Here is a 20,439-nt window from a genome sequence, read left to right as displayed (position 1 = left end):
AAATGGCACATGTAGTTTGGAGTATTGCAGGATCAGATTCGGGTGGTGGGGCTGGTATTCAAGCCGATATTAAAGCTATGCATAGTTTTGGTGTGCATGGCTGTACCGTTGTTACCGCACTCACAGCACAAAATAGCATGGGAGTTGAGGCGCTTAACTCAACCTCCAATGAGGTCATTGAATCTCAGTTACAGGCATTGGCAACCGACATGCCTGCTCGAGTCATAAAAATCGGTATGTTAGCCAATGTGCAGCAAATCCAGTTGGTGGCAGAGCATCTAAGTCACTACAAAGCAAAATGGGCTGAGCCACCACTGGTGGTATATGACCCTGTAGCCATCGCCAGTAGTGGTGATCGATTAACTGAAGAAGACACCATTGATGCACTCAAAACTCATTTGTTGCCGTTGGTGGATGTGATCACACCTAATACGCAGGAAACGCAATTGCTAACGGGTATTTATTTAATCGGCCCTGATGCGGTGCGAGAAGCTGCACAAAGATTGCAACAACTTGGTGTGCAATCGGTGCTGATAAAAGGAGGACATTGGGATTATCCAAAAGGGTACTGTGTAGATTATTGTGTCTCACAAGAACAAGAGTATTGGCTTGGTAATGAAGCAATAGTAACACCTCATACTCATGGTACTGGTTGTAGTTTGTCTTCAGCTATAGCAGCTTGTTTGGCTAAAGGTTATCCATTAAAAGATGCTTTTATTCTTGGAAAAGCATACATCAATAAGGGGTTAGCCAATGCACAGCGTTATGGTGAAGGAATTGGTCCTTTGACACATACCGGGTTCCCTGAAGATATTAATGACTATCCACAAGTTATCGAAGCGGGTAGTTGGCTTGCCGATGAACTAGATTTTGAGCAACCCATACCTTTCAATTTTGCAGCAGGTTTTGCAGACACTGATGGGGAGCTTGGGCTGTACGCCGTTGTTGACAGTGTCGATTGGGTAGAAAAGTGTTTATCCGCAGGCGTCCCGACAGTGCAGCTGCGCGTAAAAAATGCTGCTCCTGAAGCTCTTGAAGCGGACATCCAAACAGCCGTTACATTAGGTAAAAAATATCAGGCGCGGGTGTTTATTAACGATTACTGGCAACTGGCGATAAAACACGGTGCTTACGGTGTTCATTTAGGACAAGAAGACCTTAGTGAAGCTAATCTGCAAGCTATTCAGGAAGCAGGCTTGAAGCTAGGCGTTTCTACTCATGGGTTTTACGAAATGCTTAGAGCACACAATTATCGACCCAGCTATCTAGCATTTGGAGCGATTTACCCAACCACAACCAAAGACATGACGGGGCAAATACAAGGGTTAGAAAAACTTTCACATTTTGTACCTCTGATGGCGGGCCATTATCCAACGGTGGCAATTGGCGGTATTGATTTATCCGTTGCCTCAGAAGTCGCGAAAACGGGCGTGGGCAGTATTGCTGTGGTCAGAGCCATTACAGAGTCAGAAGATCACGTCAATGCAATAGAGCAGCTTCAAGCCTGTTTAAGGAACCGTTAAACAATGACATTAAGTGATAAAGAGCGGCTGAGGTATAGCCGCCATTTGCTGCTAAAAGAAGTCGGTGAGCAAGGGCAATTGAAATTAAAGAATGCTCATGTTGCTGTTATAGGCTGCGGTGGCTTGGGCAGTCCCGCGCTTTTCTATTTAGCTGCAAGTGGCGTTGGAAACCTTACTTTTATTGATGATGATCAAGTCGAGCTATCAAATTTGCAAAGGCAAATTCTTTATAAAGTCAACCATATAGGCCAAGCTAAGAGCAAGGCTGCGAGTAAAGTACTGGCGAGCCTAAACAATGATATCTTGCTAAACCCTGTATGCGCCAAAGTCGCAGCTAACAATATTGGTACACTGTTAGCGAGCTCAGATGTCGTACTAGATTGTAGCGATAACTTCGAGACCCGCTATTTACTTAACCGTTATTGTTTAAAAAATAAAAAAGTACTGATCTCGGGGGCTGCTATTGCCACTTCAGGTCAAGTAATGTGTTTTGATTTTCGAGATAATGGACCCTGTTACTCCTGTATCTTTCCAAGCAGTGATAAGGGAGACAGTACCAATTGCGATAACTTTGGTGTGCTGAGTCCATTACTTGGGATGATTGGTACTCAACAAGCATTGTTGGCTGTTAATACTGTTTTAGGTCATCACCAAGGGAGCTATTTTTATAGTTTTGATGCGCTCACTTTTGTGCTGCGCTCATTCGTCCCAGTTAAAGATGTTTCATGTTCCGATTGCTCGCAGAGTTAACTAAAATATCCACTATTTTGCTTCTTATTTGTTCAAAAGAAAACAATACTGCCTAATTTTGCGTGTACCTTTAAAGGGTATTTTTGATACAATGATTTTTCGATATTGCCATCTGAAGAGGTGGTTGAAATATATCGTGGAAATAAAGTTATCAATTTTACATTCAAAATAAATGGATATTTATGAATAAGAAATCATTTCTACTCGGCTGTTTGTTAGTGACGACCAGTGGCGTCACTCAAGCAGCCGCTCCGAGTACACCATCCCTAAGTGGACCGTCATACCATATTAAGAGGGGTACTTACACATATTCATGGAGCCCTTCTGCTGGGGCAACGCATTATAAAGTGTATAAAAAGCGAAATGGTTCTCCAGTATCGCCGTACGGCATTACATACAGAGGGACGACTTCATATCAGGAAACGTTTGATGAACCTGGTACATATTCTGCGATCATTAAAGCTTGTAAGGATAGTGAATGTAGTAGCTGGAGTGGAGCCAAAGTTAACGAGATTTTACCTTACACCGCACCCAATAGAACAGGTGTCCGTGGACCGTCATCTTCTTCTACGGGGTCATACACCCTAACTTGGGGAACACCATGGGGGCATGGTATTTCTAGATATCAACTTGAGCGCTCTGTAGGAAATACCTCAAGTTGGAATGTTGTTCAAAATCATAACTCATTGAGTTACAATGAAAATGTTAGCGGTAATGGTACTTACTACTATAGAATCAAAGTATGTAATATTGATGACAGGTGTTCAGACTATTCATCAATATTTAGTGTGAATGTAAGTATTCCTAAACCTCCAGGTTCCATGTCTATCAGTGGTCCTGCATACCACATAAAAAGAGGGACATATACATATAGCTGGTCAAAACCAAGCGGTGATGTTGACTACTACGAAGTGGAAAAATCATATGGGGGCTCAGTATCAAGCCAAAGGATACCTAGCTCTAATACTTCTTATCAAGAAACGTTTAATAGCCTAATCACTTACGTTGCTAAAATTCGAGCTTGTAACGACGTCGCTGGTTGTGGCTCATGGAGTGCTAGTGAAGTTAATATAGTACAGCCATATACCGCGCCAAATAGAACAGGCTTAAATGGAGTTTCTTCAACAGAAACAGCCAATTTTACACTAACTTGGAGTAAGCCTTGGGGCTATGGTATCAATAGCTATGTGTTAGAGCGCTTGGGTAGTCAATCAGGCTCGTGGCAAGTAGTGAGCAGTGCAAACACTTTAAGCTATAACGAGAGTTTATCAACTGAAGGTACATATAGTTATAGAATTAAGGTATGTAACATAGACAATTATTGCAGTGGTTATTCTGATAACAAAACCGTTGAATATAAAAAGGCAGATACAAATACGCCTCCAGTCGTTAGCATTACATCTCCGAGCGAGCAAGCAACTATTGACTCTAAAACGTCAGTGATTGCGAGAGCGACTGCATCGGACTCAGATGGCTCGATTACATCGGTACAATTTTCGTTGGATAACACAAGCAATTGGGTAACTGATACCACTGCACCATATGAGCATAACTTTGGTTCTCTTAGTAAAGGTACACATGTTGTTTATGCTAGAGCAATTGATAATAAGGGCGAAGCGTCAGATATTGAACATGCCATGTTTAGAGTTGTAACAAGCACTGCATCCATTTATTCAATCACAGAGTTTGGTGCAACAGCAAATAATGATTCTGATGATGATGCTGTGGCAATTAATGAAGCTCTGAATGAAGCTCTGCAATCAGGCGCTTCGGTTTATATACCACCAGGTGTGTTTCATGTAAAAACACCAATCGTGCTTAGAGGTTCAGCTAAGCTGACCGGTGAGTCAAGAAATGACTCTGTTATTGTCTCTGATCTTTCTTCGCGTAGCTCTGATACCATAGAAATGCATATTGATAGTGGTAATGGTTCAGGTGTCACTATAGAAAGACTTAGTCTAGTAAGTAAATTAGGTAATGAACAATATGTGCAAGGGAAAGAGTCAATGACAGCACAAGGAACGTTTGCAAACGGTATCCGGTTGTCATCAAACTCATTAAATGCTCCTATCACTCTTAAGTCTCTCAAACTTGTTGGATTTTCTAAGGGAATAGTTGCATCGCCAGGAGTTGATTTTGGTCCAGGTGGTTATGTGGGTATTCTCACAATGAAGTATCATCAAAATGCAATAGAACTAAATAGCGACTCAAATAAAGGAAATATTCTCGTACTAGATCAAGTATATGCGGAAGACTTCCTTAATTATGGTGTCTATGCAAGCAACTTTAGAACTATTGTTCAAAACTCAACCATGCAGGGCAAAAGTATAGAGCCTCAATACGGTATTGCAATTCTAAATGATACATCAGAAAGCAAACTATATAACTTATATTTTGAAGGTGTGGATACATCTTTAAAGCTTTCGAATTTGGAGTCTGTTGAAATCAATAGTCTGTTTATTCAAGGTGCTGTAGCTCATAGCTATGCCTTAGATGCTAATGATGTTAAGCAGATAAAGCTTTCTGGCTACACCGGACATGGCGATTGGGGGGTTGCTCAAGTTAACTTGGTTAAATCAACACTTTATGGATCATTGGTTCGAGGTACTGGGGCGATTAAAAAAGATCTAAATTCGCGACATATTCAAGATTCATATGAGTACCAATTTGATGACATTAGCAGCAAGCAAGCTGGGGAAGTGATTCTTAATCTCGGTAACATAGTCAAAGATAAGAGTGTGTTATCTATCAATGTAACTTCTAATAATGGGCAAATAGCTGAACTTTTACTGTATTACACAGGCTCAACCCATTGGAGTTATAAAGCTTTACAAGGCGGGAATGATATAGAGATTACCAGAGAAGGTGCTGACTACCTTCTGAAAGCAAAGTCTAACTTGAATAATATCTCGGTTCGAGTAAAGAAAATAAATTAATTGTACTGTTAGATGTCAAACAAGGATTATTATGAAATTTATTAAAACTAACTGCCTATTTTTGGCTCTAAGCAGTATGGCTTTGCAAGCACAGGAGTGCTCTTTGCCTGAGGAGGGTCTTATTCCTGTTACTGCATGTGGAGCTATTGCTAATGACAATATTTCGGATACTGTTGCAATACAAAAAGCAATCGCTTTAGCTGAATCATCAGGGCGCAGCGTATATATTCCTAATGGAGTTTTTGATGTTTCATCAACACTTAGAATCCAAAGAACTGGAAAAGTGCGTCTTATTGGCCAATCAAAAAACGGTTCAATTTTAAGAACAAATCAAGACATAACACTCTTACATATCAGTCATAATACTGAAATTGAGAACATAGGTTTTGAGCAGAGTTATGCATCAAATATTGGTCGTGCAATAGACATGAACAATGGCGCTTTTCGTATAAATTTAGAGCATATTAACATTTCAGGTTTTGATGTTGGTATATCTGGCAGAGAAACGCTATGGGGTAACTTTTCTGATATAAATATCAGTGATGTTAACATTGGTGTTGAGTTGCATAGCCGACTGGTTGATGGTTCGCCGAGCACTGGAGGTTGGAACAAATATAATGGAGAAATTGGCTATTATAATAATGTTCATACTTTTAATAATATCGTAATTAGAAACCCTGCAAAATACGGTATGAAATTAGAAGCGATGGCATTGAGTGTTCATGGTCTGAATATTAGTGCAGATCAGCTTGAGCAAGATGCGGTAGGAGTAAACATCTCGGGTCGCTTGGGTGTAAAAGTATCCAAAATGTTTAATAGCTCAATTGTGGATAGTTCGATTAGCAACGTTGGTACCGCAATTAAGCTAGTTTCATCTCAATATAACTATATTAGCAATGTGAATGTAAGCGGTAGCTTAATAGGGCTTGTCGCGGAGGATATGGATAAAGTAGAGCTAAACTCGAATTCTAATCAAGGATTTGATGGTGCTGGTATGGTTCGCCTTACTGACAGTCTTTTAAAGTCTTCAAGACGGCTAACGTCCGGCGCTATTCAATCTACAAGCTCATTAGTTAGCTTTGGCAATATGCAAACAGAGTCATTCCACTATAGCTTTTATGCAGGAGAAGCACAAAAAGCGATAGCTGATTTGTCTAGCTTATCGGGTAGTCGGTGTTTAACGACCACCGGAACCTACGATGGGTACAAATTTGTTATTCAGCAGAGTAAGCTTACATTATCAAATGGTAGTCTACAGTTAGAAGGCTCACGAGGTGATACTTCAATTCGATTTACTGTCGTCAATAATCAGTTGTATGCCCAACCTGCGGGAAGTAAGAGGTTTGATTTTGGCACAGTTACTCTTTCAGAATTAAGTGATTGTGGTATATAAACCAGTAATAAACCAAAACCCATAGGCTACACGCCTATGGGTTTTTTGATAATTAATTACCTTTTAGTTTAGCAAACGGCGTGCCCATACGGGTTACGGTTTCTGGTTGCTCGCTGTCTAAGAATTCAGCTTGATTCGCACCCCATGCCAAGATCACTGTTGAGCCTAGTTTAAAGCGGCCCATTTCTTCGCCTTTTTTCAAAGTAACAGTATTACTTCCTGAGGTTGGATAATCCCAACTAAATACATCTTTTCCTGCAGGTGGCGTCACTGTGCCAGCCCAGATAGTTTCGATACTTGCGACTATCGTTGCACCAACTAACACCATGGCGAGTGGACCAATTTCGGTGTCGAAGATGGCAACCACACGCTCGTTTCGTGCAAACAAGTTTGGCACGTTTTGCGCGGTAAGTGGGTTAACAGAAAAAAGATCGCCAGGGACGTATATCATACGTTTTAAAGTACCATCCACGGGCATGTGTATACGGTGATAGTCTTTTGGGGCCAAGTAAATAGTCGCAAACTTACCGCCACTAAATGGTAAAAAATCTTCCTCTTTACCACCTAATAAGGCCTGTAAACTATAGTCGTGACCTTTGGCTTGAATGATCTGACCATCAACAACATCGCCAAGTTGGCTTATGGCTCCATCAACAGGGTGAGCAATTGTAGCTGGGTCTGTTGCCAGTGGACGAATGCCCGGCTTTAAAGGACGAGTAAAAAATTCGTTGAAAGTTTTGTAATGTGCAGGGTCTTCGTGAAGCGCCTCGCTCATATCAATTTTGTATTGCTTGATAAATAACTTAATTAATTGCGTGGTGAGTGCTCCGGCCTTTGCCCCAGCTAGTTTCCCCACAAGGCGAGATAGCGCATGTTTAGGTAGCGCGTACTGCATAGCAATTTTAAATTTATCCAAGTTCACGTTATTATTTCCTACAAAAATTTTGCTGATAGTAGCACAGATTTAAACACGAGGGGCACGGGCACCAGCTCGACCATCTGCCATAGATTCTAAAATACGATGATAGCTTTCAAAGCGCAATTCACTGATTTTTCCTTCATTTACAGCTTCAACCAATATGCAGCCTGGATCGTTCAAATGCTTACAGTCTCGAAAACGGCATCCGCCTATGAACTCTCTAAATTCTTTAAAGCACCATGTAACGCGCTCAACCTCTAAGTGCCACAGACCAAACTCTCGAATCCCTGGAGAGTCAATTAGATTTCCCCCACTAGGTAGGTGATGCAGTCGAGAAACAGTCGTCGTATGTTGTCCTAACCCACTGTTTTCAGATACTTCTTTGGTTAGAATGTCGGCGTTGGGTAATACGGTGTTTACTAAGGTCGATTTACCAACCCCGGATTGACCAACAAAAATATTATTTTTACCAACCAACTTTTGCTTTAATTCTTCAATACCTTCACCAGTTTTATTACTGACCATTAATACTTGATAACCAAGGTCTCTATAGATATCTAAGATTTCATCAATATATTGGCGGCTTTCATCATCTAGTAAATCGACTTTATTGAGCAGTAAAATAGGCTCAATGCCCATATCTTCACATGCTACGAGATATCGGTCGATGATGTGGGGCGTAAATTCAGGAAGCACTGCAGAGACCATTAAGATTTGATCTATATTGGCCGCAACCACTTTTACGCCGTCATAAAAGTCTGGACGAGTCAGTTGCGAGCGCCTTTCCTCTGTGGTTTCAATTACGCCAGCTAAGTCTCCCTCGCTAACTTTGGCGCGACGGAAAAATACCTCATCACCGCATACCAAACTGGTTACCGTGCGCCTGATGTTACATCGCAGTATTTCACCCTGGGATGTTTCAATATCGGCATGTTGACCAAAACGACTGATCACAACAGCATGTTCACTAGGCCCTAAATTATCCGATTGCCAAGTTATATCCGCGTTGTCTGCTTTTTGCTGCTTAGCTTTGTGCAAACGCTTTTGGTGATTGGCACTAATCCTTCTGGATTGGCCTTTACTAAGTTTTTTATTTTTTGCCATGTTACTTTGATCTGCCGCTCAAAAATAAGTTAATTTGTCTAAATTCACCTATTCCTGTACTGTTTGTTTTGTGAGCTGCATGTAATTGGTCTATAACTCAATTAAATGCCCCGCTTTTTAAAAAAAAGCTTTTGGTCAGCTGGTGAAGCTAATATGATATATCTAATTGCATTGGATCTAAAGGAAAGTACCGCTAAGGTAGTCTATGTCGTTTAATGAATCTAATTTGATCTGGCTTGACCTCGAAATGACGGGGCTTGAACCCAAGACAGATAAAATCCTCGAAATTGCCACAGTAATTACAGACTGTGATTTGAATATATTGGCTGAAGGCCCAGTTATTGCCATCCACCAAAGTGATGAATTACTTGATGGTATGGATGAGTGGTGCACAAATCAGCATGGCCGTTCAGGGCTGACCGCACGTTGTAAAGCAAGTAAGTTCACAGAAGCTGACGCGATTAAACAAACTTTAGACTTCCTAAAAGGGTGGGTTCCTCCTGCAAAGTCACCAATGTGTGGTAACTCAATTGGTCAAGATCGTCGCTTTTTAAATAAGTACATGCCAGAGTTAGAGGCATATTTTCACTATCGCAACTTAGATGTGAGTACCGTGAAGGAGCTTGCCCGTCGTTGGAAACCTGAGTTATTGGATGAAGTCAAAAAGAAAAGCTCACACTTGGCTTTGGACGATATAAAAGACTCAATTATGGAATTGAAAATATACCAAGAAAAGTTCTTCAATATTTAAAAAAATGCTTGCAAAGCATTTTTTATGTTGTAGAATCCTGCCCCGCTTAAGACGAGAAGCCTTGCGGGGTTTTTAGTGTGAAAGCAATGAAAGAATAGAGCGCGGCACTAGCTCAGCTGGTAGAGCGCGACCTTGCCAAGGTCGAGGTCACGAGTTCGAACCTCGTGTGCCGCTCCAATCTTTCAGTATTACCTAGTGATACTTAGCTCAGTTGTTAACAGAGCATCTGTGAAGCGGCACTAGCTCAGCTGCTAGATTGTTAGACGCGACCCAAGGTTGCGCTCCAGCGGTCAGAAAATATGAGCAACTACGAAGCGGCACTAGCTCAGCTGCTAGATTGTTAGACGCGACCCAAGGTTGCGCTCCAGCGATCAGAAATATGAGCAACTACGAAGCGGCACTAGCTCAGCTGCTAGATTGTTAGACGCGACCCAAGGTTGCGCTCCAGCGGTCAGAAAATATGAGCAACTATGAAGCAGCACTAGCTCAGCTGCTAGATTGTTAGACGCGACCCAAGGTTGCGCTCCAGCGGTCAGAAAATATGAGCAACTATGAAGCGGCACTAGCTCAGCTGGTAGAGCGCGACCTTGCCAAGGTCGAGGTCACGAGTTCGAACCTCGTGTGCCGCTCCAACTTTTCCCAGTAAGCTCAACTGTTAACAGAGCAACTACGAAGCGGCACTAGCTCAGCTGGTAGAGCGCGACCTTGCCAAGGTCGAGGTCACGAGTTCGAACCTCGTGTGCCGCTCCAATCTCTCTTTTTGAAATGTCTTATTAAATCTCTTTTCCATCAATCACTTTTTAAATTTCTTCGTTACATAGCAAATTTTAATTGCTTAATAATCCAACTCTACGTAAAATACGCGCTCTTTCGGCTATCAAATTTAGTTCCTTGCCTTCACCCGACTGGCCGAAACGGGAAAAGGCTATATTAACCGTAAGGAATATCCATGCGTCATTACGAAATCGTATTCATGGTTCACCCAGATCAAAGTGAGCAAGTACCTGGTATGATCGAGCGTTATACTGGTTCTATCACTGAAGCTGGCGGTACTATTCACCGTTTAGAAGATTGGGGCCGTCGTCAATTGGCATACCCAATTGAAAAGCTTCACAAAGCACATTATGTTCTTATGAACGTTGAAGCACCAACTGAAGTAATCAACGAGCTTGAGACTTCTTTCCGCTACAACGATGCAGTACTACGTAACCTAGTTATGCGTACTAAAACTGCTGTAACTGAAGCATCTCCTCTTGTAAGAGAAGAGAAAAGAGAAGCAGCTACTGCTTAATCGTTATTGACTCTGGACATTGAGGGTTTGCGGTGCAAGAACAGGCTGACCTGTATACAAATCAATACGTGCTTTCGGGCGTGATTTGTAAAACACCCAAATTTAATCAAAGCCCAGCCGGCATTCCACATTGTATTTTTGTGCTTGAGCATAAATCTACGCAAATTGAAGCAGACCTAAACCGTAATAGTTACGTTCGCATTCAAGTGGTAGCCAGTGGGCATAAGTTCCAGTCTCAAACTCAGCATTTATACGTTGGGCAAGCAATACAAGTCAGCGGTTTTTTAAACCGACACGAGAACCGTAATGGTTTGAGTCAACTGGTATTACATGCACAACATATTGAAAGAATTAATTGAGGAAATTACTCATGGCACGTTATTTCAGACGTCGTAAGTTCTGCCGTTTTAAAGCGGAAGGCGTACAACAAATCGATTACAAAGATCTAGCTACTCTTAGAAACTATGTAACAGAAAGTGGCAAAATTGTACCTAGCCGTATCACAGGTACTAGCGCTAAATACCAGCGCCAGCTAGCAACTGCTATCAAGCGTGCTCGCTACTTAGCCCTTCTTCCATACACTGACTTACACAAGTAAGCAGCGGATTAACAGTTTTTAAAAGGTGTAGAGACATGCAAGTTATTCTACTAGACAAGATCGCTAACCTAGGCGGCCTAGGTGACCAGGTTGTAGTTAAATCTGGCTTCGCACGTAACTTCTTATTCCCTAAAGGTAAAGCAGTTCCTGCGACAAAAGCAAACATTGAAACTTTCGAAGCACGTCGTGCTGATTTAGAAGCGAAAATCGCTGAAGAGCTTGTTGCTGCACAAGCACGCGCTGATAAGCTAGAAGCATTAGCTGAAGTTACTTTAGTATCTAAAGCTGGTGACGAAGGTAAGCTATTCGGTTCTATCGGTACTCGCGACATCGCTGAAGCTATTTCAGCTGTTGGTGTTGAAGTTGCTAAGTCAGAAGTTCGTCTACCTCTAGGTACTATCCGTGAGACTGGTGAATTTGACGTAGCAATCGCAGTACACTCAGACGTAACTGCTACTATCAAAGTAATCGTTATTGCTGAAGCTTAATTTTTAGAATTAAGTAAAACCGTGCACGTCCGTGCGCGGTTTTTTATTTATCACTCCTGAAATATACAAAAACAACTCTAATTTTCAGATAAAAGCCAAAGAGCGCTTTTGAATAACTGCATAACTTACTGTTATTACTAGTCATGAGATTGCTTGAAACTTAATGGTTCGCATGGTTTTTATACAAATACTATTGCATGGAACTTCCAACTCGCACCGTGCAGTGTTAACTTATAGAAACAAAAAGTAAGAATTAAGTACTGTAGCAATAGTTGCTATAATTTAGACGAACAAATTGACAGCGCTGTCCTTGTATTGGGTAAATTTAAGGTTTCTGAGGTGTATATGGTTAGTAAAGGGTTTTCATTAACAGAGTTGTTAGTAGCTGCTGCAATCGTTGCAATACTCGGCTCAGTGGCGTACCCCTCATACTTAGAGTCTTTGCAAGAGGGCCGACGCACGCAAGTACAGCAAGAAATGTTACAAGTGGCGATCATATTAGAACGTACATATTCACGCAATGGTGGTTACCCAGATAGCGATGAATTTACGGCTTTACCTACATTAGATATGTATACACTTAAATATGAACACTTAAATAAGCCTGCAGGTGGAGCAAATTACACAAGTCGTTCATATTTACTCACAGCAACACCAAAAACAGGGACAGCACAACACTCAGATCCTTGTGGTGAGTTGACTCTGAATCACATTGGTACGCAAGGGGCGCAAGGTGATGATTGCTGGTAGCAAGTATGTTCGAGGCTTTTCTTTGGCGGAGCTGCTCATAACGCTTTTGATTTTAACTATGGTGGTTTCGCTCGCAATGCCTTCCTTTGTTAGGCAAATTAAACAGGACAGAATAGTTAGTAATGCCAACTATTTGAGTGCTTTTTACAAGTATTCACGTAGTGAGGCTGTAAAACAATCTAAAACATTGCAATTGGTTGCGGACCCGTCTAAATGGCTACTGAAATCACTGATTGATGGTCAATGGGTAACGGTACATGAGTTTTCGGTTGAGGATGATTCTATAGAAGTTGAATATGCAAACAGAGTTATCACGTCAACGGGAGAAATAGACCAGGCATTAAACATCTTGATTACTGACAACGATGCCGATACTACAGATTACCGTTTGTGCGTGCTGCAAAGCGGGCAAAGTTGGATTGGTGAGGCAGGTAAAAATTGCGTTTAACGAAAGGCTTTTCTTTAGTAGAAGTGATGGTGTCGATGCTGATAGCCAGTATCGCCCTGTTAGGATTAGCTGCTGCACAACTTCGAACTTTGCAGTATGCAACCAATAGTTTTGACTATACAGTTGGGTTGGTGATAGGTCAGAACGCGATGGAAAAAATTTGGTCTCGGTTGTGTGATATTCAACATAAAAACCCATCGTTGTTCCAAGACGAAGCCTTTAGAGAGTGGTTGTTAGCGCCAGCAAGTATACGCGGATCATTCGAAGTAATTGTGCCACAGGCTTATGCAAATGAAATGAATATTCAGGTGAACTGGGTGGATGAACGTATGGATCCTGATGTTGATGGGGAAAACCAAGTGGTGCTGAATGCCACATTTATGAGTTTGGATGAAACATGCGAATAAATAGAGACGCATGTAGCGGTTATTCATTGGTTGAGTTGATGGTTGCTTTGGCCATTGGAAGCTTTTTATTAGCGGGGATTGGGATGTCATATACCGCAATAAAGGGCACAGTGATTACTTCACAGCAACTGTCTCATGCACAGGAAGTCGTACGTTATATAAATTACATTATGTCTAGAAGTGTAAAGCAAACATCTGTTATTCCTACCATTACAGAAAATGGAACGATAATTACCATCGAACAAGACTCGTACAGCCCTTCTTGTCATGGTTCGGTTCCTACATTTAGTTATCAAGAGGTCTATACTCTAAGTAATGGATACTTAACCTGCGAGATATTAAATCTGGAAGATGGTGGAAATAGTATTGGGGTCTTAAACCTTTTAAAAGGTGTACAGGCGCTTGGATTTAGTAGTAGTCAAAGCGGACGGTTAATTAATATTAACGTTACGCCACAAGATGTACCAGCGCAATTTGCTACAGGCATTGTGATTAGCCTAGCTACTACCAGGGTAATTATGAGGTAAATATGAAAAAGCAAAATGGCTTTACACTGATAAAGGTTTTGCTATTAAGCACGATGGCTGCTGTTGTTGTGTTTGGTGCGATGAGAGAGACACTCGTTCAAGAACGTTTATCAGGCAACTTTCAAAAAAGTATGAATGCCAGATTTTTATCTGAAAAAGGTATTTATATTGTTGCGAAATGTCTAAAAGACAAATTAATCGAGGATCCGTCGTTAACTCGCGACCAGTTAGTGATGTCACAATGTTCATATTCTGGGGGCGGTAGTGCGGGTGATGATCTCAAGTTTGACGCTTTTGCATCCGCAGGAGATGAGCCAGATATTGTAGTGATCACAAGTTCGGGTGAGCGTTATAGTGGAGATTCAAACGATAAATTAACGGCCCATTACAAATTTACACCGGGTAACTCTGCATCTGTAAACGACAGTTTTATGGCGGGCTGTACTGGGGTTAGTCTAAAAGGTAGCTCATTAATCGACAGTTATGACTCGTCCGTTGGTAGTTACGAGCAAACCAAAAGTAGTAATGCAGTGATCAATACATCAAGCAGTAATGCCGATGTTGTATTGAGTGGGCACTCAATAATTAAAGGTGATGTTAACGCGTCCGGCGCTATCAATTTAATGGGCTCGTCACCTGTTTATGGCAATATTAAATCCAATACTGGGATCACAATCTCTTCAGGTGGTGGTGTGCGTGTTGACGGCAATGCACAGACACTTGGAGACATTTTACATCAAGGTGGAGAAATCACGGGTTACGTGCGCGCCAATGGTAGTGCTACCATGAAATCAGGTGCCTCAATTGCGAATCTTGGTAATGATGATTTTGATATTCAATATGGTGGTACAGGCACTTTTCCTAAAAATGAAAGTGGATTTAGCCAAAATGGGATTCATTACTCGAACAGTCGTTTTAACGTTAACCCTCAATTGACGCCGATAGAGATCCATGCGCCTGATTCACCTCAATGCGATCCGTTAGCGCTGACTCAGAATATGGATGACGTTATTGGTGACAGTGATAGTTATCCATACTATGAGGTAAGAGCCAACCAGCACTATACATTTGCTCCGACTTGGGCTTATTACGAAACTGTAAATGGCAACAGCAATAACAACGGAAATGGCAACGGAAATGGCAACGGCAATAGTGGCAATGATGACCTGAGTGCGATATCCGCTTTGCAAAAAGATATTTATATATTTGATACCTTGAAACAGCAATCTGAAGGTGTTGCTCAAAGTGATAGTGATCTTGAATATGTGTATGGCATGACAGGATTTACAGTGGGCAGTAATGGTTCTGTGACGATTCAAGGTGGTGATGTTATCTTTCTCATTGATGGTGATTTCTCTATTCAAGGGGGATCGGGAATGACCATTAAGGCTGGTAGTAGCCTGAGCATTTTTGTAACAGGTAACATAGATTTAGGTGGTAGTGGTAATGTCTATGTTGAACAGCATGGACTAACTACGAGTGGTCATGCTGCATTTAATATTTACTCGTCTCAGTCTGGTGAAGGTGTTTCATTAGGTGGCAATAGCGATATGTACGCAAAGGTTTATGCACCTTTATCAACAGTATCTGTGACTGGTAGTGGTTCTCTTTACGGGAGCATCATAGGTGCTTTTATCTATGGCTCCGGCAGCGGGGATTACCACTTTGACGAAGCGTTAAAGACTATAGACTTAGGTGTGGGTAATGAAGATGGAAGTATTCAAACCAAGCCAACACTAACTTTTGAGCGCTGGTATTACAGGTTACCAAATAGCAGCGAATAACTTTATTGATGATAAAAAGCCCGCGTTATTGCGGGCTTTTTTATTTTTTTTAAAAAATGCTCTACTAATTTAAACCTTTTCTTGTTTTCAAGACGTCTTACTTAGCAACTTGAAAGCAAACACTATTTATATCAAGCTAGCTCGACCAAGAAAAAGGGAAAGTAAAAAATGTTAATAGATGCCAACCAGGCATTGTCCAATACAGAGCAAACGCCTATTGACGAGTTGGTGCGCAAAGTACAACAGGGTGATCAACAGGCTTTTGAGCAACTGTATAGAAAGCATGAAAAGAGAGTATATGGCCTGTGCCTAAGGTTACTTGCTTCACCGGAGTATGCAGAAGATGTGACCCAAGAGGTATTTGTGCAACTATGGCATAAAATTGCTCAGTTCAAGGGGCAGTCTCAGTTTTCAACTTGGCTTCACAGTGTGACAAGCAACATTGCAATAAGTTACCTACGTAAGCATAAAAACTGGTTGCAAAAGGTTGTAAGTATTGAAGGCAGCGGTATGAATGAGCAATCGGTCGATATGTGTCACGGGCTTAATGGTCTAGACAAACTGGTTGTACGCTTACCAGAGAGAGCTCGTTTAGTCTTTGTACTACATGCGGTAGAAGGTTATCGCCATGAGGAAATTGCCAATATGCTAGGCATGGCGGTGGGATCAAGTAAATCGCAATATCATCGTGCTCGTCAGTTATTGCAGGAGTGGTACGACAATGAATAAACCAGACTTTGAGCAATTTTTAAAAGAGTCGCTCGAACAAACAAAAGACATCGCGCCTAGGCGAGATCTTTGGAAAGGAATTGAGAACGCAATTGCTTCAGCACCTTTAGAAGATAAGCAAAGCAGCTATTGGCCAAAACTCACAGGAATAGCCGCCTGTCTGTTAGCCGGTTTAATGGCATGGCAGGTAGTGCTGAATCAACCACAACAAAATACGATGACAAACATGAGTGCGTTCTTTGAACAACAAAAACAGAGCTTGCTGGTGCAGTATGAGGCTCAGCCTGCACTGACTTCAGATTGGCAGGCCCAGTTGGCTGAACTGGAAAGCGCGGAACAAGCTATCAAGGCTGCGTTACAGAGCGATCCTGAGAATGCGGCGCTGTTACAAATGTTGGCACAAGTTTATCAACAGCAATTGGATTTAATAAACAAGGTACATGAACCTCGTTGGCAACAAATTTAGGAGATGAATATGAGAGCATTAATAGCTGGATTAGCACTACTGCCACTGGCGGTCTTTGCAGGGCAAAGCATTGACGAGCAGATATCGTTACCAAAGCAAGGTAAGGTATTTATTGAGAATCAACGTGGTAGCATTATTGTAAAAACTTGGGATGAAGACAGCTTTAAGGTTACGGGTACCTTGGACGAAAAAGCAAAAGGTTACAAGTTAGAAACTAAGGGTTCTGTGACCGAGTTTATTGTACAAATGCCGAATCAGTACAGAGGTTGGAAAAATAGCCACGATGGCTCAAAGCTGACAATTCATATGCCTAAAAACAGTGAGTTAAATCTTGAAGGTGTAAGTGTTGATGTAAATGCCAGTCAGCTATATGCAGGTACGAGTATTAAAACTGTTAAAGGTGATATACAAGTTTCTGACTTAAAAGGAAAAATTTCTTTACAGACCATAAATGGTAACATTGATGCATCACAGCTGAACGGTCATATCCACTATGAAACGGTTAATGGTAACATTAATGACAGAGGTTCGGATGGTAAGTTGAAGTTTGATGCTGTAAATGGCGATATTGAGAGCGACACAAAAGCTCAGGATGTGCGACTGGAAAATGTTAATGGTGAAGTCGATTTGCGTATAGATGAGCTGACTGATTTACGTGTGAACACTGTAAATGGTGAAATAAATGTACGTATCAATAAGTTAAAAGATAACGCTAATATCAGCTTGGATTCGGTTAGTGGTGATGCTCGATTCTACTTTCCAGCGGATGTTTCAGCACGGTTTGACATTGATATGCATGCAGGTGGCAAGGTTATCAATGAGTTGAGTGATCATAAAATGAAAAAGGCAAAATATGGTCCCTCACGAGAGTTAGAGTTTGTGCTTAACGGTGGTAATGCCGATGTAGAGATCGATACGGTGAGTGGGCACATCGAACTGAAAAAGAACTAATCTCCCTCGCACCATCAACCCCTTTTTGATGGTGCGTCCTTTAATTACCCATGGTTTTGGATATAACATTGCACTTATCTCATGAGCGGATAAAATAGTCCTCTGAATTCCAAATTGTGTAGTGCTATGGCAAAACCAGATCATCAAGTTGATACGCTAAAAGTTCCACCCCATTCAATTGAAGCCGAGCAATCCGTTCTCGGTGGTCTTATGTTAGATAATCAAGCGTTTGACAGAGTTGCTGAACTTGTTGTTGCGCAGGACTTTTATACGCGTACACATAAGCTGATTTTTGAAGCGATGGAAAAGTTGGTAGAAACAGGCAACCCCATTGATTTGATCACCATCTCTGAAAATTTGGAGAAAAACAATCAGCTCGCAAATGTAGGTGGCTTTGCGTATCTTGCTGAAATTGCAAAAAATACTCCAAGTGCCGCTAACATTGATGCTTACGCTAATATCGTGCGGGAGCGTGCAGTTATCCGTGAAATGATAACTGTTGCTAATGAAATAGCTGAAGCTGGATTTAATCCAGAAGGTAGAGATAGCCACGATTTACTTGATTTGGCTGAGAGTAAAGTATTTAAAATTGCTGAACAACGTACAAAAAGTACGGAAGGTCCACAAAATCTTCACAATATATTAGAAAGAACAGTAGATAAGATTGAAGAGCTATACCAGTCACCTCAAGATGGTGTGACAGGAGTAAGTTCAGGCTATGCCGATTTAGATAAAATGACTGCTGGTCTGCAACCATCGGATCTGATCATTGTTGCTGCTCGTCCATCAATGGGTAAGACCACATTTGCAATGAACCTTGCAGAACATGCGGCTATGACCCAAGACAAGCCGGTACTTATTTACTCATTAGAGATGCCCTCAGAACAGATCATGATGAGGATGCTTGCGTCTCTTGGTCGTATTAACCAAACAAAGGTACGTACGGGGCAGTTGGATGACGACGATTGGGCTAGACTCTCTTCAACCATGGGGTTGTTGATGGAAAAGGGCAAGATGTATATCGATGATGCATCAGGTTTGACACCAACGGATGTTCGCTCTAGAGCTAGGCGTATTGCACGTGATCATGGTGGTATCAGTATGATCATGGTGGACTATTTGCAGCTTATGCGTGTACCAAGCATGTCAGACAACCGAACCTTAGAAATTGCCGAAATTTCTCGCTCTTTGAAGGCGTTGGCAAAAGAATTACAGTGCCCAGTTATCGCACTTTCTCAGCTTAACCGAACACTAGAGCAGCGAGCTGATAAGCGTCCAGTAAACTCAGACTTACGTGAATCAGGCTCTATTGAGCAGGATGCCGACTTAATCATGTTCATCTACCGCGATGAAGTTTATAACGAAGATAGCCCCGATAAAGGTGTTGCAGAGATCATTATAGGTAAACAGCGTAATGGTCCAATTGGTAAGGTTAGGTTAACCTTCCAAGGTCAATACTCGCGCTTTGACAACTACGCAGGTCCTGCGGTCGACGACGATTACTAGGAGAGTCGCACATGAAGCTAGCGGCGGCGGAGATTAACTTATCTGCATTGACGCATAATTTACAGCGTATTAAATCGTTGGCACCGAATGCTAAAATTATGGCCGTGCTAAAAGCAAATGCATACGGTCATGGTTTAGTGACTATTGCCCAAAATTTACAAGATGCTGATGCCTTCGCTGTCGCCCGAATCGACGAAGCATTAGCGCTTAGAGCGGGCGGTTTAACGAAGCCAATAGTGTTACTTGAAGGGTTCTTTAATGCCAGTGATATACCCATCCTTTTAGCGAACAACTTTCAAACGGTGATTCACAACGAGTATCAACTCAATGCGTTAGAGAGCGCAAAGTTAGATGCGCCGATTGCAACATGGTTAAAAGTTGATACAGGGATGCATCGACTGGGTATTGAGCCTGAACAATTGGATATGTTTTACAGCCGCTTGAAAAGCTCTGAAAATGTGAAACCTCAGGTCAATTTGATGACTCACTTCTCATGTGCAGATGATCTCGAAAATAGTAAAACTAAAGTGCAGCTCAATAAGTTTGCCCGGTTGGTAGGCAATAAGGAAGAGTCGCTGTGCTTGGCAAATTCTGCAGGAATCATAGGTTGGCCGCAAAGTCATCATGACTGGGTGCGTCCAGGTCTTATGCTCTATGGTGTTTCACCAATGCAAGATCAGAAAGGTACTGATCATGGTTTACGGGCTGTAATGCGCCTAACTACTCGCGTAATTGCCATTCGCAGTTTACCTGCCAATGAACCTGTAGGTTATGGAGGGCGCTGGCAGAGCAAGCGTGCAACACAACTTGCTATCGTTGCAATGGGGTATGGCGATGGATATCCGCGTCACGCGAAAAATGGTACGCCAGTGATGATCCGCAATCAACGCTTTGGTATTGTGGGTAGCGTATCTATGGATATGATAACGGTAGATATTGGTGATAATCAGGCAGGTATTGTGGTAGGAGATGAGGTCGAAATGTGGGGCCCTAATTTACCTGTAGAAGAAGTTGCTACATATGCCGATACCATACCTTATGAGTTGCTATGTAATGTGACCCCGCGAGTGAGCTACGAATACGTAAATAAAAACCAGCCGTGACATCTATATTTTCAA

21 protein-coding genes and 3 tRNA genes are annotated in these 20,439 nt (G+C 41.8%); 22 read left to right on the top strand and 2 right to left on the bottom strand.

The features are described from left to right. Positions 1 to 2 precede the first annotated feature (2 nt). From thiE to BIW53_RS06980, 4 genes are all read left to right on the top strand, one after another. Positions 3 to 1,523, top strand: a complete 1,521-nt coding sequence (gene thiE / locus BIW53_RS06995; RefSeq protein ID WP_070991148.1) for a thiamine phosphate synthase — start codon at positions 3 to 5, stop codon at positions 1,521 to 1,523. Between the two features lie 3 nt (positions 1,524 to 1,526). Next, positions 1,527 to 2,273 carry a HesA/MoeB/ThiF family protein gene (locus BIW53_RS06990; protein ID WP_070991147.1) on the top strand — a complete coding sequence of 249 codons (747 nt, stop codon included), beginning with the start codon at positions 1,527 to 1,529 and terminating at the stop codon, positions 2,271 to 2,273. A 182-nt stretch (positions 2,274 to 2,455) separates the two neighbouring features. Next, on the top strand, positions 2,456 to 5,209 hold the full coding sequence (locus BIW53_RS06985) for an Ig-like domain-containing protein (protein ID WP_084228092.1): 2,754 nt from the start codon (positions 2,456 to 2,458) through the stop codon (positions 5,207 to 5,209). A gap of 31 nt (positions 5,210 to 5,240) precedes the next feature. Then, entirely contained in the window at positions 5,241 to 6,602 is a 1,362-nt protein-coding gene (locus BIW53_RS06980; RefSeq protein WP_070991145.1) for a pectate lyase family protein, read from the top strand. A gap of 52 nt (positions 6,603 to 6,654) precedes the next feature. Here the strand turns inward: BIW53_RS06980 and asd are convergent, their stop codons facing one another. Next, the gene (gene asd, locus BIW53_RS06975; RefSeq protein WP_070991144.1) at positions 6,655 to 7,524 is read right to left on the bottom strand and encodes an archaetidylserine decarboxylase; all 870 of its coding nucleotides are present in this window, start codon (positions 7,522 to 7,524) and stop codon (positions 6,655 to 6,657) included. 42 nt (positions 7,525 to 7,566) lie between these two features. Then, entirely contained in the window at positions 7,567 to 8,625 is a 1,059-nt protein-coding gene (gene rsgA / locus BIW53_RS06970; protein ID WP_070991143.1) for a small ribosomal subunit biogenesis GTPase RsgA, read from the bottom strand. 205 nt (positions 8,626 to 8,830) lie between these two features. Here rsgA and orn point away from each other — a divergent pair, with 205 nt between their 5' ends. The 18 genes from orn to alr all read left to right on the top strand — a co-directional run bounded on the left by orn (position 8,831) and on the right by alr (position 20,424). Beyond that, positions 8,831 to 9,376, top strand: a complete 546-nt coding sequence (gene orn, locus BIW53_RS06965; RefSeq protein ID WP_070991142.1) for an oligoribonuclease — start codon at positions 8,831 to 8,833, stop codon at positions 9,374 to 9,376. Positions 9,377 to 9,477: 101 nt separating this feature from the next. Then, a tRNA-Gly gene (locus BIW53_RS06960) sits at positions 9,478 to 9,553 on the top strand. 379 nt (positions 9,554 to 9,932) lie between these two features. Beyond that, positions 9,933 to 10,008, top strand: a tRNA-Gly gene (locus tag BIW53_RS06955). Positions 10,009 to 10,050: 42 nt separating this feature from the next. Beyond that, positions 10,051 to 10,126: transfer RNA gene (locus BIW53_RS06950), tRNA-Gly, on the top strand. 199 nt (positions 10,127 to 10,325) lie between these two features. Beyond that, positions 10,326 to 10,667, top strand: a complete 342-nt coding sequence (gene rpsF / locus BIW53_RS06945) for a 30S ribosomal protein S6 (protein WP_070991141.1) — start codon at positions 10,326 to 10,328, stop codon at positions 10,665 to 10,667. 32 nt (positions 10,668 to 10,699) lie between these two features. Next, positions 10,700 to 11,026 carry a primosomal replication protein N gene (gene priB, locus BIW53_RS06940; protein WP_070991140.1) on the top strand — a complete coding sequence of 109 codons (327 nt, stop codon included), beginning with the start codon at positions 10,700 to 10,702 and terminating at the stop codon, positions 11,024 to 11,026. Between the two features lie 11 nt (positions 11,027 to 11,037). Continuing rightward, positions 11,038 to 11,265: a 30S ribosomal protein S18 gene (gene rpsR / locus BIW53_RS06935; protein ID WP_002962753.1), complete on the top strand. Its 228-nt coding sequence runs from the start codon at positions 11,038 to 11,040 to the stop codon at positions 11,263 to 11,265. 35 nt (positions 11,266 to 11,300) lie between these two features. Then, on the top strand, positions 11,301 to 11,753 hold the full coding sequence (rplI, locus tag BIW53_RS06930) for a 50S ribosomal protein L9 (RefSeq protein ID WP_070991139.1): 453 nt from the start codon (positions 11,301 to 11,303) through the stop codon (positions 11,751 to 11,753). 345 nt (positions 11,754 to 12,098) lie between these two features. Beyond that, positions 12,099 to 12,503, top strand: a complete 405-nt coding sequence (locus BIW53_RS06925; RefSeq protein ID WP_070991138.1) for a type IV pilin protein — start codon at positions 12,099 to 12,101, stop codon at positions 12,501 to 12,503. Beyond that, a complete protein-coding gene (locus BIW53_RS06920; protein WP_070991137.1) occupies positions 12,490 to 12,951 on the top strand; it encodes a pilus assembly FimT family protein in 462 nt (153 codons plus the stop codon). The genes BIW53_RS06925 and BIW53_RS06920 overlap by 14 nt, the downstream gene beginning before the upstream one ends. Continuing rightward, the gene (locus BIW53_RS06915) at positions 12,942 to 13,358 is read left to right on the top strand and encodes a type IV pilus modification PilV family protein (protein ID WP_070991136.1); all 417 of its coding nucleotides are present in this window, start codon (positions 12,942 to 12,944) and stop codon (positions 13,356 to 13,358) included. Before BIW53_RS06920 ends, BIW53_RS06915 begins: the two co-directional genes overlap by 10 nt. Beyond that, positions 13,349 to 13,885: a PilW family protein gene (locus tag BIW53_RS06910; RefSeq protein ID WP_070991135.1), complete on the top strand. Its 537-nt coding sequence runs from the start codon at positions 13,349 to 13,351 to the stop codon at positions 13,883 to 13,885. The genes BIW53_RS06915 and BIW53_RS06910 overlap by 10 nt, the downstream gene beginning before the upstream one ends. A 2-nt stretch (positions 13,886 to 13,887) precedes the next feature. Further along, positions 13,888 to 15,669, top strand: a complete 1,782-nt coding sequence (locus BIW53_RS06905; protein ID WP_070991134.1) for a DUF7305 domain-containing protein — start codon at positions 13,888 to 13,890, stop codon at positions 15,667 to 15,669. Positions 15,670 to 15,837: 168 nt separating this feature from the next. Then, positions 15,838 to 16,398 carry an RNA polymerase sigma factor gene (locus BIW53_RS06900; RefSeq protein ID WP_070991133.1) on the top strand — a complete coding sequence of 187 codons (561 nt, stop codon included), beginning with the start codon at positions 15,838 to 15,840 and terminating at the stop codon, positions 16,396 to 16,398. Then, positions 16,391 to 16,864, top strand: a complete 474-nt coding sequence (locus BIW53_RS06895; protein ID WP_070991132.1) for a hypothetical protein — start codon at positions 16,391 to 16,393, stop codon at positions 16,862 to 16,864. Before BIW53_RS06900 ends, BIW53_RS06895 begins: the two co-directional genes overlap by 8 nt. 9 nt (positions 16,865 to 16,873) lie before the next feature. Continuing rightward, on the top strand, positions 16,874 to 17,815 hold the full coding sequence (locus tag BIW53_RS06890; RefSeq protein ID WP_070991131.1) for a DUF4097 family beta strand repeat-containing protein: 942 nt from the start codon (positions 16,874 to 16,876) through the stop codon (positions 17,813 to 17,815). 126 nt (positions 17,816 to 17,941) lie between these two features. Beyond that, positions 17,942 to 19,321: a replicative DNA helicase gene (dnaB, locus tag BIW53_RS06885; RefSeq protein ID WP_070991130.1), complete on the top strand. Its 1,380-nt coding sequence runs from the start codon at positions 17,942 to 17,944 to the stop codon at positions 19,319 to 19,321. Between the two features lie 11 nt (positions 19,322 to 19,332). Continuing rightward, positions 19,333 to 20,424: an alanine racemase gene (alr, locus tag BIW53_RS06880; RefSeq protein WP_070991129.1), complete on the top strand. Its 1,092-nt coding sequence runs from the start codon at positions 19,333 to 19,335 to the stop codon at positions 20,422 to 20,424. Positions 20,425 to 20,439: the final 15 nt, after the last annotated feature.

It is taken from the genome of Pseudoalteromonas byunsanensis, assembly GCF_001854475.1.
Classification (GTDB): Bacteria; Pseudomonadota; Gammaproteobacteria; order Enterobacterales; family Alteromonadaceae; genus Pseudoalteromonas; species Pseudoalteromonas byunsanensis.
Note: the sequence above shows the minus strand (reverse complement) of the source record. Positions and strands in the feature narration are given on the sequence as shown.

Coding starts and splice junctions, on each gene's coding strand:
- BIW53_RS06985 (WP_084228092.1), top strand. CDS start 2,456: ATGAATAAGAAATCATTTCTACTCGGCTGTTTGTTAGTGACGACCAGT.
- BIW53_RS06925 (WP_070991138.1), top strand. CDS start 12,099: ATGGTTAGTAAAGGGTTTTCATTAACAGAGTTGTTAGTAGCTGCTGCA.
- thiE (WP_070991148.1), top strand. CDS start 3: ATGGCACATGTAGTTTGGAGTATTGCAGGATCAGATTCGGGTGGTGGG.
- BIW53_RS06990 (WP_070991147.1), top strand. CDS start 1,527: ATGACATTAAGTGATAAAGAGCGGCTGAGGTATAGCCGCCATTTGCTG.
- rsgA (WP_070991143.1), bottom strand. CDS start 8,625: ATGGCAAAAAATAAAAAACTTAGTAAAGGCCAATCCAGAAGGATTAGT.
- alr (WP_070991129.1), top strand. CDS start 19,333: ATGAAGCTAGCGGCGGCGGAGATTAACTTATCTGCATTGACGCATAAT.
- dnaB (WP_070991130.1), top strand. CDS start 17,942: ATGGCAAAACCAGATCATCAAGTTGATACGCTAAAAGTTCCACCCCAT.
- BIW53_RS06980 (WP_070991145.1), top strand. CDS start 5,241: ATGAAATTTATTAAAACTAACTGCCTATTTTTGGCTCTAAGCAGTATG.
- rpsR (WP_002962753.1), top strand. CDS start 11,038: ATGGCACGTTATTTCAGACGTCGTAAGTTCTGCCGTTTTAAAGCGGAA.
- rpsF (WP_070991141.1), top strand. CDS start 10,326: ATGCGTCATTACGAAATCGTATTCATGGTTCACCCAGATCAAAGTGAG.
- BIW53_RS06905 (WP_070991134.1), top strand. CDS start 13,888: ATGAAAAAGCAAAATGGCTTTACACTGATAAAGGTTTTGCTATTAAGC.
- orn (WP_070991142.1), top strand. CDS start 8,831: ATGTCGTTTAATGAATCTAATTTGATCTGGCTTGACCTCGAAATGACG.
- BIW53_RS06890 (WP_070991131.1), top strand. CDS start 16,874: ATGAGAGCATTAATAGCTGGATTAGCACTACTGCCACTGGCGGTCTTT.
- BIW53_RS06900 (WP_070991133.1), top strand. CDS start 15,838: ATGTTAATAGATGCCAACCAGGCATTGTCCAATACAGAGCAAACGCCT.
- BIW53_RS06920 (WP_070991137.1), top strand. CDS start 12,490: ATGATTGCTGGTAGCAAGTATGTTCGAGGCTTTTCTTTGGCGGAGCTG.
- BIW53_RS06910 (WP_070991135.1), top strand. CDS start 13,349: ATGCGAATAAATAGAGACGCATGTAGCGGTTATTCATTGGTTGAGTTG.
- BIW53_RS06895 (WP_070991132.1), top strand. CDS start 16,391: ATGAATAAACCAGACTTTGAGCAATTTTTAAAAGAGTCGCTCGAACAA.
- rplI (WP_070991139.1), top strand. CDS start 11,301: ATGCAAGTTATTCTACTAGACAAGATCGCTAACCTAGGCGGCCTAGGT.